Annotated in this window: 13 protein-coding genes; 1 reads left to right on the plus strand and 12 read right to left on the minus strand. The window is 44.1% G+C overall.

Annotation, left to right across the window (positions count from 1 at the left end):
• Positions 1–192 precede the first annotated feature (192 nt).
• The 5 genes from U2H13_RS17245 to U2H13_RS17265 form a co-directional block, all read right to left on the minus strand.
• A complete protein-coding gene (locus U2H13_RS17245; RefSeq protein ID WP_029972812.1) occupies positions 193–888 on the minus strand; it encodes an SDR family oxidoreductase in 696 nt (231 codons plus the stop codon).
• Between the two features lie 286 nt (positions 889–1,174).
• Positions 1,175–1,537 (minus strand): hypothetical protein, encoded by a 363-nt coding sequence (locus U2H13_RS17250; RefSeq protein WP_128496910.1) that lies wholly within the window; start codon positions 1,535–1,537, stop codon positions 1,175–1,177.
• Positions 1,538–2,350: 813 nt separating this feature from the next.
• Positions 2,351–3,541, minus strand: a complete 1,191-nt coding sequence (locus tag U2H13_RS17255) for a S1C family serine protease (protein ID WP_137987892.1) — start codon at positions 3,539–3,541, stop codon at positions 2,351–2,353.
• A 74-nt stretch (positions 3,542–3,615) separates the two neighbouring features.
• Positions 3,616–3,969 (minus strand): swarming motility protein SwrAA, encoded by a 354-nt coding sequence (gene swrA / locus U2H13_RS17260; RefSeq protein WP_014305920.1) that lies wholly within the window; start codon positions 3,967–3,969, stop codon positions 3,616–3,618.
• Between the two features lie 372 nt (positions 3,970–4,341).
• Complete coding sequence (locus tag U2H13_RS17265; protein WP_376700814.1) at positions 4,342–5,700, minus strand: S41 family peptidase; 1,359 nt, start codon at positions 5,698–5,700, stop codon at positions 4,342–4,344.
• A gap of 209 nt (positions 5,701–5,909) precedes the next feature.
• Between U2H13_RS17265 and U2H13_RS17270 the strand changes: the two genes are divergently transcribed.
• The gene (locus tag U2H13_RS17270; protein ID WP_376700555.1) at positions 5,910–7,316 is read left to right on the plus strand and encodes a nitrous oxide reductase family maturation protein NosD; all 1,407 of its coding nucleotides are present in this window, start codon (positions 5,910–5,912) and stop codon (positions 7,314–7,316) included.
• 46 nt (positions 7,317–7,362) lie between these two features.
• On the opposite strand, the gene ftsX is transcribed toward U2H13_RS17270, so the two are convergent.
• The 7 genes from ftsX to hpf all read right to left on the minus strand — a co-directional run bounded on the left by ftsX (position 7,363) and on the right by hpf (position 14,980).
• A complete protein-coding gene (ftsX, locus tag U2H13_RS17275) occupies positions 7,363–8,253 on the minus strand; it encodes a permease-like cell division protein FtsX (RefSeq protein WP_013353766.1) in 891 nt (296 codons plus the stop codon).
• On the minus strand, positions 8,246–8,932 hold the full coding sequence (gene ftsE, locus U2H13_RS17280) for a cell division ATP-binding protein FtsE (protein ID WP_003151418.1): 687 nt from the start codon (positions 8,930–8,932) through the stop codon (positions 8,246–8,248). Before ftsE ends, ftsX begins: the two co-directional genes overlap by 8 nt.
• Positions 8,933–9,150: 218 nt before the next feature.
• Positions 9,151–9,492 carry a cytochrome c551 gene (gene cccB / locus U2H13_RS17285; protein ID WP_003151417.1) on the minus strand — a complete coding sequence of 114 codons (342 nt, stop codon included), beginning with the start codon at positions 9,490–9,492 and terminating at the stop codon, positions 9,151–9,153.
• Positions 9,493–9,527: 35 nt separating this feature from the next.
• Entirely contained in the window at positions 9,528–10,376 is an 849-nt protein-coding gene (locus U2H13_RS17290; RefSeq protein ID WP_109567246.1) for a YitT family protein, read from the minus strand.
• 169 nt (positions 10,377–10,545) lie between these two features.
• Positions 10,546–11,647, minus strand: a protein-coding gene (gene prfB, locus U2H13_RS17295; RefSeq protein ID WP_096034905.1) for a peptide chain release factor 2 whose coding sequence is annotated in 2 segments (ribosomal slippage) — positions 10,546–11,574 and positions 11,576–11,647 — 1,101 coding nt in all. Because the reading frame shifts where the segments join, the coding sequence is not laid out codon by codon here.
• A gap of 74 nt (positions 11,648–11,721) precedes the next feature.
• On the minus strand, positions 11,722–14,247 hold the full coding sequence (gene secA, locus U2H13_RS17300) for a preprotein translocase subunit SecA (RefSeq protein ID WP_007407469.1): 2,526 nt from the start codon (positions 14,245–14,247) through the stop codon (positions 11,722–11,724).
• A gap of 166 nt (positions 14,248–14,413) precedes the next feature.
• On the minus strand, positions 14,414–14,980 hold the full coding sequence (gene hpf / locus U2H13_RS17305; RefSeq protein WP_003151413.1) for a ribosome hibernation-promoting factor, HPF/YfiA family: 567 nt from the start codon (positions 14,978–14,980) through the stop codon (positions 14,414–14,416).
• Positions 14,981–15,097: the final 117 nt, after the last annotated feature.

The following is a 15,097-nucleotide window of genomic DNA, read 5'->3' on the forward strand; positions in this document are numbered from 1 at the left end:
TGTCCTTCTTATCATGTCATGTAGCATTTCAGGATGCGATCTGTTCTCAATATATCATTTTTTTACATTTTCCAATTTAATAGCGTGCAGAAAGGCAAACAGCCTCTGCACGCTTGTGTATAAATCTTAAATTTCAACTTATATCTTATATCATACAGCAGTCATTTTCTTGATCATCCAGACGGTGCTACATCAAATGCTCATCGGTTTCCCTTGATAGTCAACGAAAACAAATTCACTATCGATACGAACTTGTCGATTAATGAGATTATAAATATCTTCTGCTGTTTCTTTTGGATGTGTCGGGGCTATCATTCCTCCCATATCCGTCCTTACCCACCCTGGATGGACGGAAAGGACTTGAATGCCTTCATTCTTTAATGCTACATGGAGCTTCTCGGACAACATATTTAAGGCAGCTTTCGACAATCCATAAGGATAATCACCACTATATGCATTTGTTAGACTACCACCTTCTGACGAGATGTTGATAATGGATTGATTCTCACCCTTTTTCAGCAAAGGTAGAAAATGTTTAATCACACGGGCTGGTCCTAACGTGTTGACATCAAATGCTAGTTTGATAGCCTCTATATCAAGATCCTCAATAGACGTACCCCTTCCATTAAGAATGGCAGCATTATTGATAATCACATCAAGACTTTCACCTACATTACGAGCTGCTTCACGAACAGATTCCTCGTCTGTGACATCTAAATGAAGAATTTCTAACTGGTTGCTATTTTTCTCTTTTAATTTGGTTAATTGAGTCCTTTTTTGTTCATTCGCATCTCTGACTCCAGCAAAAACTCGGTATCCTTTTTCTAATCCAACTTCGACAAATCCAAGCCCTAAGCCCCTATTTGCCCCAGTAATTAATATATCCACCATAATCCTCCCAGATTTTTTTAATAGTTACTTCATTTTGCATTGAAAAATCAACAATTGGCCTCTTCTTTATTATACCCTCCTATCCTTAACCAAATTGTAATCATTAAATTAAGTAATTCTACAAATTTAAGGTTCCATATCGCATCTATTTGAGTATCAAAGGTTTTAATTTCATAATATAAATTATAAAAAAAATGAACAAAACTAATACAACCCTCTTCTACCTTTACATGATCTAACAATTTCAGTTCAAATCCACAGTTACATTTTTTTAATGTTTTTCTTATCGGAGATATCTTACTGTTACATCTTGGGCATTCATTAACCAAATACAAATTATGTATGGGACAAATAACATTAACTGTATAGTTCCAAATTTTAATTGTGGATTTTCTTTCATTCCTCTTTCCCATAATTCTCTAGGCGTAGCCCCTCTTCTAGAATCGTAAGAATTTGCAATTAAATCTACAAGTTCTATATGTAGCATATATATAAACCCTTGCATAGTAATACACGCTTTTCCTTCTGAATCATATTGTCCCCGTTCAAGAGGATTTGAAAAAGTCGCTCCTTTTAAGCTATATCCCTTTCTTATATCATCCTCAGTCATAATTGAATATATCCAATCTTGTTGTTCACAGTACATCTTTCCTACCTCAAACTTAACGCCAAAATTATAGGGTTAAGACAATCAGTAATTTCAAGTTGGATAAAAAGAGGATTTTTAATAGGAAATGCTGATTCAGGAGGGAAAAGGTTTGCATTAGAAGATATACAGATGTTTCAAAAAAAATATATTACTCTAAAAGAAATTGCGGAAAAGCATAATACCATCTCTGTGTATATGATGAAAATATTAAAGTGGGATGGGAATTGAGCCGATTTCAGGTATTGAGATTGATGGGAGCGAAGGATATCTTTATAAAAGTGAAGATGTAAAGGTGATATTATAACCTATCAGTTACGTATTTTGGTAAATATGTAATAGGTAGGTGTTTTACGTTTGTAATTGAATTTTAAAAGTGGTATTTGTGGACTTGAATGTCTTTTAATACATTAATGGGAAAAAGTATTTTATTTCCATCATTGAACTTTGGACCAGAAATAGAATGGATTTTTCCAGTATAATTTTTCTCATAGAATGCTTTTTAAATCATTAGAATTTTTCGCAACATGGATTCCTCAAATATTGCCATAGTATATATCCAACTAGAATTTTCATAACCATTATAATCAGTTATTCTTAATATATATCCTGCTAAAGATTCATCTTCTAAAGGTTTTGGAGTTAGCAATAACCTTTCCAATAAGCCATACCTCTCCTTCATTTATTTTTTTATTATTTCAAAATAAAACAGCTAAGAAAATATAATTTTCTTAGCTGTTTTACTTTCTAGCTGATTTTGAAATCTAGTTTAGGAGTTCTTGAAACTATTCCGAATAATTATGAAAAATCACATTATAATGCTGTCATTTCTTCGTGCTCGTGTTCATCCTGCACGAATAAAATACCTAATTCATGATGTTCGCCTTCATAGGACGCGCGCTGATCAAACCGGATCTCACCGTTCAGGCCGATGATCTCCATTTTTACAAATGCGCGGTTTTTTTGAAGTGCTTCGTAAAAATCCGATACATGCTTTACGGGAATGCCGTTTACTTTCGTTATAATCTCACCGATCTTCAGCTCAAGATCTTCCGCGGGCGTATTCGGAATGATGCCGAGCACCATTAAGCCCTGATCCCGCTTAGAGAAATAAAACGGAGCCGCGTTATCGTTCAGCCGCTGTCTCAATGATAAGAACAGGCGTCCGAGCACCGCAATACAAGCGGCAGCTCCGGCAAACGGAGTCCACCAAAGGGCCGCTGCCCCGAATACGGCCACGATAATCCCGAGAATCATGACACGTTTCGCCGTTATCCTTATGCTGACTTCCGGAAGTGACCCCTGCACACGCTGTCCGAAGCCGGCGATATAAGGAATCCAGATCAAATGGAAAGAGCCGCCCGGCACGGTAAAGACAGGCCACCAAGAAAGGTGTGACTCAAGTCCGCTGCCCGGCACCAATAAGAAAAGCGGAAGCAGCCATGCGCGATTCGCCAATTGACGGCCGATGGGCAGGCCTCTGCTGCTGACGACAAGCGCCGGAGATGTTTTCAGATGCGCTGAACGGCAGGCAGCCGCTCCCTCCGTGATAATCAAAAGGCCCATAAACACGGCCGCCGATGCCCAATTCACGCTGAATGCCTGCGGAAACCGATCCGCAAACGGCACTGTGTGGGTATACTGAAGGATAAACGCAATGAACATGCCGGCGCTGACAACATAAGCTGAGGACAGCCAATTCATACGGAACGTCAGCGAAGCCAAAGCAGTCACAGCCGCGATTATGCCGAGAAGACCGAATGGAATCGAAATTCCCAGTCCAAAAAATAATATGGAGAGAAGAATACCCGGTATAAGTCCTTTTATGTATGTAAAGATAAGCTCGTCATACATATCCGCGATTTTTGTATGAAACGTATGGCGTTCACGTTTGATCCGCAAATATCCGCATGCGAGACTTATGATGATAAAAAACCAGAACATCGGGTGCAAAAAAAACAGACCGATACTTTTCAGAAGTTCAATTCCCCATTGAACAGACACTGCTTTCACCGCCTCAAGCCAAACATTTTAATTCTATTCTACCAAATAATCATTGGCTTGAATATCTCAAACGTCTATCTCTCTTCCGTCATCCACAGCGTTACATTTGAGAGAGAGAAATCTTTCAGATAGTGGTCAACCTCCACCTCGATCACGCCGCTGATCAGAAGCATGGACCGCTTAATATCCGTCAGATTGATTCCTAAACGTTTATGGTTTTTCATTAAGTAAGTGAAATAATGCTTCGCACACTCTTCATTGATTTCGTGAACGCATTCAACATTTGTGTAATTGACCAGGTATCTGCTGAACAGCATAAGAAGACTTAGTGCTTTTGTTGATGAAAATGTGACGTCTTTTGTTCTGTCTTTTAGTTGTTCCACTAATTCATAATATTTTTTTTCACGCACAATACTTGCCCTCTTCAATTGTGAACCCCCATTTTTTTATCCAGATAAGCACGGGTGATTACAGCTGCCGTGCTGAAGCGCCGCAAACACTTCTGCTTTCGATACTGAAATGCAGCTGCCAAACTAAAACTGTTCTCTATTAGAACCTTCTTTTATTGTAAGAACTAAAACTGACTGAGGCAACTTTCAAAAGTTTCATTTTGAATACATATTAACTCGGCATAAAGTCTCTCTTCTCTATAAATATCGGGTAATGTTTGTCCTTTATAAATGTTTAAATGTGAAAATTTTTTTAATATCTTGTCAAAACCGACATAATTATATGTCTTTTCGTTCATTTTTAGGGTATGACAAAAGAAACAGGAGACGAAAAAAACGCCTCCTTTTCATTTATTTTACAAATAATGATTTTAACGCCATTTGCAGCTGTAAATCATTTTTTTCGTCAGATTTCTGTTCATTCATCAGCTGATTCATTTTTTCCGCTGTCTTTTTATCAATGACCGCTGTTTTATCAAGCTTGTACCGGTCTTGAAACGCCAGAACGGCTTTTTTCATTGTTTTGCTGAAATAGCCGTCTGCTCTGCCCGGGTCGAAGCCTAGGCCTTTCAGCAGGATTTGGGCGTGCTTGACATCCGCGCTGTTCATATCAGGCTGAAGCGGCTGTTTCAGCTGAAGCGGTCCCGCCGCAAAATAATCCGGCTGGCTCACAGCGATTGTCGGAGCAATGCCTTTTTTGTGAATCCAATTGCCTTTCGGTGTCAGCCATTTGTAAAGCGTCAATTTAATGTTGCTCCCGTCTCCCATAGGCACGGCCTGCTGAACCGTTCCTTTACCGAAAGAAGTGTCACCGACAACGTCATAATGTCCCGCTTCTTTTAACGCACCTGCAAGAATTTCTGAAGCGGAGGCGCTTCCTTTATCTGTAATGACATTGACGGGATACGGCTTCTTATGTTTTAAGGTTGAGAAATATTGTTTTTTATCGCCGTTACGCTCCGCAATTTGGATATACGGCATGTCTTTTGTGATGAAATGCTTTAAAATTTGTTCGACGCTTTGAAGGTAGCCGCCGGGATTCCCTCTTACATCAAGGACGAGACCGTCAATCCCTTGTTTTTCAAGCTTTTTCAGCGCCGCGGCGAAGTCCTGGGCGGTATGCTCGGAAAATGTCGATATTCCGATGTAGCCGACATGATGGCCGCCTGATTCTTTGCGGGAAGCAAATACGGTTTCAAGCGGAATTTCCGCTCTTTTAATCCGGAATGACAGCTGTTTATCAGTACCCGGACGCTGTATTTTAATAGAAACCTTCGATCCTTTTTTTCCTCTGATTTTCAGCACTGCTTCGTTTAAACCTTTCCCGTTCATTGACTCGCCGTTTATGCTGATGATTTCATCATTCGGCTTGAGGCCCGCTTTTTCCGCCGGAGATTGCTTAAACGGTGATACGATAATGATTTTATTGTCTTTCATACCGACTTCAGCGCCGATCCCTTCGAAAGAAGAATCAAGAGAATCGGAAAACTGCTTGGCGGTCTGCTTGTCCATATAAACGGAATAAGGGTCGTTTAATGTAGACAGCATCCCCTGAATCGCTCCTTCAAGAAGCTTTTCTTTATCTACATTTTCCACGTATTCGTTCGAGATCAGCTCATATGCTTTTTCGATTTTTTCCATTGCCCGGCTTCTTTCTGCGTCTGATGAATTCGGCTGTGCCGCCCCGGCAATATGGGCTCCGCCGCACATGATGCTGACGGCAGCTATCACTGCGATCATTTTCTGCTTCATCGTTTACCTCCTCTTAGTCCTTTTACGAAAACCTGGAGATAGTATGTGTAAATTGCAAAGAATTCATGTAACGGCAACAAAAAAATGAAAATGCGAGATTGTTTCATATATATGGGTAACGTATAATATTTTGTATGCAATTCATTATATATACAGGAGAATGCGATATGAAAATAAAATTATCGATTTTATCCGCGGCGGTTCTGGCCGCAGGCATTACCGCCTTTGTCTGGCCAAAAACAGAGGCCAATGAGAAAGCGCAGACGGACGCCTTGTATGTTTCTCCCGCAGGCAGCGACCAAAATGAAGGAACGAAAGAAAAGCCGTTCCGCACATTAAAACATGCGGCTGAAAAGGCAGAGGCCGGAACAACCGTATTGATTCGGGAAGGGACATATGATGAAACGTTTGAAGTAAAGCACAGCGGCACGGCCGAAAAGCCGATTACATTTCGGAACTATCAGAATGAGCATGTCGCCATCAGCGGCAAATCTGCGCAAAAAAGCGATTCTGAAACTCCGTTAATTCAAATCCGCAATAAACAGTACATTACCATTCACGGCATTACGCTTGAGAATCTCTCCGTATCATCAGAAGATGCGACGGCCATGGGGATCTGCGTCACCGGATCAAGCAGTCATATCAACATTGACGGCAACCATATCCGGAACATTAAAACTACGGCTGATGAAGGAAACGCACACGGCATCGCATTTTACGGCACAGGCGCCATGAAGGATGTCAGCATCACAAATAATACGGTTGAAAAACTGACGCTCGGCGCAAGCGAAGCGGTCGTGCTGAACGGAAATGTTGACGGATTTAAGATTGCCGGCAATACCATCCGGGACAATAACAATATCGGGATTGACGTGATCGGATACGAAGGAACATCCAAGCAAAACGACTATGCGCGAAACGGCATCATTGAAAACAATACGGTGAGCCATAACTCTTCTTACGGAAATCCCGCTTACGGAGATGAATATTCAGCGGGCGGTATTTACGTTGACGGCGCAGAACATGTGGACATTAAGAAAAACACCGTTTACAACAATGACCTTGGGATTGAAGCCACCTCTGAGCATAAAGGGAAATACGCACGAGATATCCGGATTACGGATAACAAGGTGTACGGCAATGCTTACACCGGTATTTCAATCGGAGGCTATGACACGAAACGCGGCGGCACCATCAATTCGGTGATCGCTCACAACATCATGTACCGAAATGACACGAAGGACCTTGACGGCGGCCAGCTGCTCCTGCAGTACGGCACAAAAGGGAACACGATCGAAAAAAACATCATGACGGCAAGCGATTCACGGATTTTTATCGCAAATGATTTTACGAAAAACGAAGACAATACCGTTAATCATAACGTCTATCACAAAGAAGAGGGAAAAGACGGTATCTGGAATTGGAAGAACAGAGAATATGATTCATTCACAGCGTACCGAAAAGGAACGGCAAACGATTCGGATTCCATTTATGCGGACCCGATGTACCGTGACGAATCGTCTTATGACTTTACATTAAAGCCCGGATCACCGGCCCTGCCCGTCATTCAGTAACGAAACCATTAAAAAAAGCCAGTCTATATCAGACTGGCTTTTGTATTTATACACGAAGGAATTTCCGGATGGAAGTCAGACTTCCCCATACCCCGATTACCGCGCCGATCAGAATGAGCACAAGTGATACTTGGAACACAAACGGACTGTACGGCAGAAGTGAAACAAATGATCCCTGAACTTTCGGGGCCACCCAAGCGACCATCGACTGGTACGTACTCAGCACGAGAGCGATCGGTATGACAGAACCGAATACCCCCAGCAGCAGTCCTTCCAGGAAGAACGGCCAGCGGATAAACCAGTTTGTCGCGCCGACAAGCTTCATGATTTCAATCTCTTTTCTTCTGGCGAAAATCGTGATTTTAATCGTATTCGAAATTAAGAACATCGCCGTGAACAGAAGGCCGATGATTAACGCAATCCCGATGTTGCGTGACACCCCGACGATCTTAAACAGACGGCTGACTTCTTCTTTCCCGTATGTCACTTTATACACATGATCAAGCTTCTCAATTTTTTTCGCGACTTTCGGCGTATCATGCGGATCTGTCGTTTTGACGATAAACGCGTTGTTCAGCGGGTTTTCCTGATCTTGCATTTTCATGGCCTTTCCGCTGTCGCCGAAGCTTTTGACCAATTGATCAAGCTCTTTATCTTTAGATGAAAACTCTACGCTTTGGATACCCGAGATGTCTTTAATCTCATTCTGCAGCGTATCCTGCGTTTTCTTATTTGACGTCAGATCGATTAATACTTTAATTTCCACTTCTTTTTCAGCATTTTTAGCCATGTTGTTTAAGTTCAGCATAATGACTAAAAACACGCCGACCAAAATCAATGTAACGGTAACGGCACTGATGGATGCAAATGTCATCCACGTGTTTCTTCCGAGAGACTTAAAACTCTCACGCAAATGGCGCCCGAGAATTTTAATCATAAGAACCATACTCCCCTCTTGACTCATCACGCACAATAATTCCGTCTTCGATCGCGATGACCCGTTTCTTCATGGTGTTTACTATTTCTTTATTGTGTGTCGCCATCACGACGGTCGTTCCGCGGTTATTAATCTCTTCCAGTGTCTTCATCACTTCCCATGATGTTACCGGATCAAGGTTGCCCGTCGGTTCGTCAGCTATCACGACGTCAGGATTGTTGACGATGGATCTTGCGATGGAAACACGCTGCTGTTCTCCTCCGGAAAGCTGGTCGGGAAACTGCCGCGCTTTATGCTTCAGCTGCACAAGATCGAGCACTTCGAGCACGCGTTTTTTAATGACTGACTGCTGCTCTCCGATAACCTCAAGCGCAAACGCTACGTTTTCAAATACCGTCAATTTCGGAAGGAGTTTGAAATCTTGGAAAACAACACCTATTTTACGCCGCACGAAAGGAATCTCTTTTTCTTTCACAGCCGCGAGATCTTTATGGTTAATCAATATTTGCCCTTTTGTCGGTTTTTCTTCTCTGTAAATCATTTTAATAAAAGTAGATTTACCGGCTCCGCTCGGTCCTACGACATATACAAATTCTCCGGGATGAATCATGACTGACAGCCCGTTAATCGCTTTTACACCGTTCGGATAGGATTTATATACTTCTTTCATCTCTATCATGAAATCACCTAATCTTTTATTTATGTCTTGCAGCCATAGAGTTCGCAAACATACAGCGGTTTATGGCCGATTCGTCAGGAAACAGATGAAAAATCTGAAAGTTCCTTTTCCTCAGTACACTTCATTATACGTCAAATTTAGACATATTACTATTACAGTTTCTTTTCATTCCCAGACCGAGAAAAAACCTTGCCCCTATAACAGGCAAGGTTTTTCTGTTATTTTTTCTGTGACAGCCATTTTGCGATCTTCGCGGCTTCCTCATCATTTACAAGATGGCTCGGCATATTGCCGCGTCCGTTTTTAATGATGCTTTCAATTTTAGCTTCATCATACTTCCCGCCGACTTCCTGTAAATTCGGACCTCCGCCGCCTTCTAAGTCTTTACCGTGACAGCCGATACAGCTTTGCTGATAAAGCTCTTCGCCCGCTGACGCAGATGCCTTTGATCCGCCTGAGCTGTCAGAGCTTTCTTTTTTCGATTCATTGGATCCGCCGCATGCCGCCAGCAGGACGGACATGGTCAGAACCAGCGCCAGCAGCGCCCATTTTGATTTCATATGTAAGATGCACCCCTTCGCTATTATAACCTCGTTTACGCGCGTTTGAAACCCTCGCCGAGCACCTCGCTTGCGTCTGCGACAATGACAAAGGCTGACTCATCAATTTGTTTGACGATTTGTTTCAGTTTTGTGAATTCGGTCTGACCGACGACACACATTAAGATCGGCCGGTCATGTTCCGTATACCCGCCGACTGCAGAAATCTTCGTCACACCCCTGTCGATTTCTTTAAACACAGCTGATCTGACGGCTTCTTCATGCTGCGTAATGATTAAAGCCATTTTGGAGCGGTTGAACCCGACCTGCACGACATCAATCGTTTTGCTTGAAATAAATACCCCGAGCATCGCATACAGTCCCTGCTCCACTCCGAAAACGAGCATCGCGCTCAGCACAATTAATCCGTCCATGATGGCAAGGCACGTTCCCAGCGACAGCCCCGTGTATTTGTGAATGATCTGCGCCGCCAGAGCCGTTCCCCCCGTGGAGCCTTTGCCGAGATACACGATGCCGATTCCCGTTCCGATCCCGACGCCTCCGAAAATCGCCGCCAGCAGTTCATGGGTCGTCGCGGCAGGCAGATCTCTTGTTAAAAAGACGGCGAGCGGCAGAACGATGGAACCGACCAGTGTCTTCATTCCGAACTTCCCGCCGAGAATGATCACTCCGGCGATAAACAAAGGGATGTTAATAATCCACTGCACGTAAGCCGGTTCAAAACCAAACGTTTCTAAAATGGTGCTGATCCCGCTTACTCCCCCCGCTGCTATACGGTTCGGCAGCAAAAATACGTTAAACACGACCCCCGTAATCGCCGCGCCGATCATGATATATACGTAATCTTTGATCAGACGGAGCGGCTTATTGTGATTCACATCCATGCAAAATCCTCCGTTCTCCGATTTTCTCTCGATAGCATTTTAAGTCTTCCCGGCTTAGAAGTAAATAACAGCCAAATACCGTATTAATTTGCTAAAGCGCTGTTGTGAAAAATGGAAAAAGAGAACGGATAAAAAAACACACCTTGCCAAAGGCAGGTGTGTTCCCGGATTACGACAGTTTAGAACGTAAATAGGCGTCAATGAAGATATCGATATCTCCGTCCATAACCGCCTGCACGTTCCCCATTTCCGTATTGGTGCGGTGGTCTTTCACCATGGAGTACGGATGGAAGACGTACGAGCGGATTTGGCTGCCCCAGCCGATTTCTTTCTGTTCGCCGCGGATTTCGTCAAGCTCCGCCTGCTGTTCTTCAATTCTGCGCTGATACAGCTTCGCTTTGAGCATTTTCATCGCCCGGTCGCGGTTTTTGATTTGTGAGCGTTCCGTCTGGCACGTGACGACTACATTTGTCGGCAGGTGGGTGATCCGAACGGCTGAATCAGTCGTATTGACGTGCTGTCCGCCGGCACCGCTCGCCCGGTACGTATCAACTTTAATATCTTCGGTACGAATATCAATGTCGATTTCTTCATTGAATTCAGGCATGACTTCACATGACACGAATGACGTGTGACGGCGGCCTGATGAATCAAATGGAGAAATCCGCACGAGACGGTGTACGCCTTTTTCCGCTTTTAAATAGCCGTATGCATTGTGACCTTTAATAAGCAGTGTGACAGACTTAATTCCTGCTTCATCTCCCGGGAGATAATCAAGCGTTTCAACTTTGAAGCCGCGTCTTTCCGCCCAGCGGGTATACATTCTGAGCAGCATGGAACCCCAGTCCTGAGATTCCGTACCGCCGGCGCCCGGGTGAAGTTCTAAAATCGCATTATTTTTGTCATATGGTTCACTGAGCAGCAGCTGAAGCTCAAATTCATTCAATTCCTTCGTTAATGACTTCAGCTCTTTCTCAAGCTCTTGCTGAAGGTCCTGGTCAGGTTCTTCTTTTAAAAGATCATGTGTCATTTGCAGCTCTTCGTGAGACTCGCTCAGCTGATGATAGGAGTTCACGTATTCCTTCAGACCGTTCGCTTCGTTGATGACGGTTTGGGCCTTCTGCTGGTCATTCCAGAATTCCGGTTCCGCCATCTTTTCATCTAATTCTGCAATGCGGGCTTCCTTTGATTCGAGGTCAAAGAGACCCCCTGAAGTCCGCTAAACGAGAAGCCATATTTTCGAGCTCTGCCCTGATTTCTGATAATTCCATTCCATTCACCTCATTAAAAGATCCGGGGCGCCATAAGACGCAGACCCGGTCATGTTCGCTTCATACAGTCGAGACTATTCTGTCCGGCCGCAGCAATTTTTATATTTTTTTCCGCTTCCGCAATGGCAAGGCGCGTTGCGTCCGATATCCACAACTTTGCGGACCGGCGCTTTTTTCGCTTGTTTGGCCTCATCGCCGTCCTGCGGCTGATGAGCCGTCGTTTGGCCCTGAACAACTTCTTCGCGTTCCAGATTGCTTTCAATCTCGGCCTTCATGACGAATTTCGCAACTTCGTCCTCAATGGACTCAATCATGTGCTCAAACATTGCGAAGCCTTCCATTTGATATTCACGCAGCGGATTTGTCTGCGCATAAGCGCGAAGGTGAATCCCTTGACGCAGCTGATCCATCGCATCAATATGATCCATCCATTTTGAATCAACGGCACGCAATACGATGACTTTTTCAAATTCTCGCATCTGCTCTGTACCGAAATTCTCTTCTTTTTCATTATATTTTGTCATGATGCGGTCCATGATCATCTCATGCATTTCATCCGGTTCTTTTCCGAAGATATCGCTCTTTTCAAGCGCGCCTTCATCAAGATACGTTGAATTCACCAGCTCCACGAGGCCGTCAAGATTCCATTCTTCCGGAAGCTCCTCTTTCGGCGTATAAGCGGCAATCGCACGCTCCAGAGAAGACTTGATCATGCCTTCCACAATGTCGCGCAGGTTTTCAGAGTCAATGACTTCAAAACGCTGCTTGTAAATGACTTCGCGCTGCTGACGAAGCACGTCGTCGTATTGAAGAAGCTGTTTACGTGAATCGAAGTTGTTTCCTTCGACACGTTTTTGAGATGATTCCACGGCGCGTGACACCATTTTGCTCTGAATCGGCGTGGAGTCATCCATACCGAACCGGTCAAGCATCGCCATCGTCCGTTCAGCTCCGAAACGGCGCATCAATTCATCTTCCATTGAAAGATAAAATTGTGTGATGCCCGGGTCTCCCTGACGTCCTGAACGTCCGCGGAGCTGATTATCAATCCGGCGGGATTCGTGGCGTTCCGTACCGACGACCGCAAGGCCGCCAAGCTCTTTTACGCCTTCGCCGAGTTTAATGTCGGTTCCGCGTCCCGCCATGTTGGTCGCAATCGTGACAGCGCCTTTTTGTCCCGCTTCTTCAATAATCTGAGCTTCACGCTCATGGTTTTTGGCATTCAGCACCTGATGCGGAATCCCTTTGTTTTTCAGAAGTTTAGAAATCAATTCAGACGTTTCAACGGCAACCGTACCGACAAGAACCGGCTGTCCGGTCATGTAGCGCTGGGCGACATCCTCCGCCACCGCCTTGAATTTCCCTTCCATTGAGCGGTAGATCAAGTCCGGACGGTCGTCACGGATGACCGGCTGGTTGGTCGGGATGGATACAACCTGCATGTTATAAATATTGCGGAATTCTTCCTCTTCCGTTTTTGCGGTACCGGTCATACCGGCCAGCTTTTCGTACATACGGAAATAGTTTTGGAACGTAATCGTCGCCAATGTCATGCTTTCATTTTGAATCTCCAGGCCTTCTTTCGCCTCAATCGCCTGGTGAAGACCTTCGCTGTAGCGGCGTCCTTTCATCAGACGGCCGGTGAAGGAATCAACGATGACGACCTGGCCGTCCTCAACAACATAATCCACGTCTTTCTGCATCGCCGCATGGGCTTTTAAAGCCTGGTTGATATGGTGGTTCAAGGCCACGTTTTTGACATCAAACAGGTTGTCGATGCCGAATGTTTTTTCAGCCTTCGTCATTCCTTCTTCCGTCAGCTGAACGCCTTTCGTTTTGACGTCATACGTATAATCCTGATCTTTCTTGAGTGTGCGGACAAACGCATTTGCCTGCACGTACAGTTTTGTGGACTTCTGAGCTTGTCCGGAAATAATCAATGGCGTTCTCGCTTCATCGACTAAAATTGAATCGACTTCATCAATAACGGCAAAATGAAGCGGACGCTGCACCATTTGTTCTTTATAGAGCACCATGTTGTCACGCAAATAATCAAAGCCGAGTTCATTGTTCGTTGAATACGTGATATCGGCTGCGTAAGCTTCGCGTTTTTCGTCTTTTGACATCGAATTCAGGTTCAGGCCGACTGTAAGCCCGAGAAACGCAAAGATTTCTCCCATTTGCTGGGCATCACGGCTTGCCAGATATTCGTTGACCGTTACGACGTGAACGCCTTTTCCCGTCAAGGCATTTAAATACACGGGAAGCGTAGACGTCAGCGTTTTCCCTTCCCCTGTTTTCATTTCGGAAATGTTCCCCTCATGAAGGGCGATGCCCCCCATCAGCTGCACTTTAAACGGGAACATGCCGGTTACGCGGCGGGAAGCTTCACGAACGACGGCGAACGCTTCGACAAGAAGATCATCCGTTGTTTCTCCTTTTTCAAGCCGCTCTTTAAATTCTGCCGTTTTATGTTTAAGCGCCTCGTCAGAGAGATTTTCATAATCTCCTCTTACGGCATCAATGTCATTTGCTATTTTTTCGTATTTGTTCAGCGCACGTTTGGTCGGATCAAACATTTTATTTAAAATCCCAAGCATCTATAACGCTCCTCTATGTTCACATGCAGATTTTGCATGGAATAAATGATAATTTTCTGTCCATGTATACCTCTCATTATCATAACATACCTTTTGCTATTTCCAAAGAATTTGCAGACAAAGATAGAGAAAAACCTTCCGCGCGTTCACGGAAGGCTGGGTGGGTTTATTCAGTCGGTTCAATTAATCCGTATTTGCCGTCATTTCTGCGGTAAACGACATTTGTGAGATTCGTCTCCGCGTTGGTGAATACGAAGAAATTATGTCCGAGCATATTCATTTGGAGAATCGCTTCTTCATTATCCATCGGTTTTAAATTAAAACGCTTTTGACGGACAATTTCCGGGCTGTCATCTTCAATTTCGTCCTGAACCGCTACGCCCGTATCAGCAGCGCTGCCGTTCTCGAAATAATGTTTCGGAAGACCCTGCTCGCGGAATTTTCGGTTGACTTTTGTTTTGTGCTTTCGGATTTGACGTTCCAGCTTGTTTGTTGCGAGATCAATTGCATTGTACATATCCTCGTTATGCACTTCAGAACGAAGCGCCAGATCAGTCATCGGAATGGTGACTTCAACTTTGGATTCCTTATCATTATAGAATTTTAAGTTGACGTTCACATCGGCATTGACGCTCTGCTCGAAATATCGTTCCAGCTTGCCGATTTTTCTCTCCACATGATCCTTTAACGCAGGTGTAACCTCAATGTTTTCTCCTCTGATATTGTAGTTCATCAAAGAACGCCTCCCTTTATCTAAGGATATGTAACTATTTCTCTTTTACCCCTTCTGATCCCTGCTGAAACGTTAAAATAATGTGTAAATTCGGTGAACGATGACGAATGGTGTCGG

This window comes from Bacillus sp. A1, assembly GCF_042296235.1.
Taxonomy (GTDB): Bacteria; Bacillota; Bacilli; order Bacillales; family Bacillaceae; genus Bacillus; species Bacillus velezensis.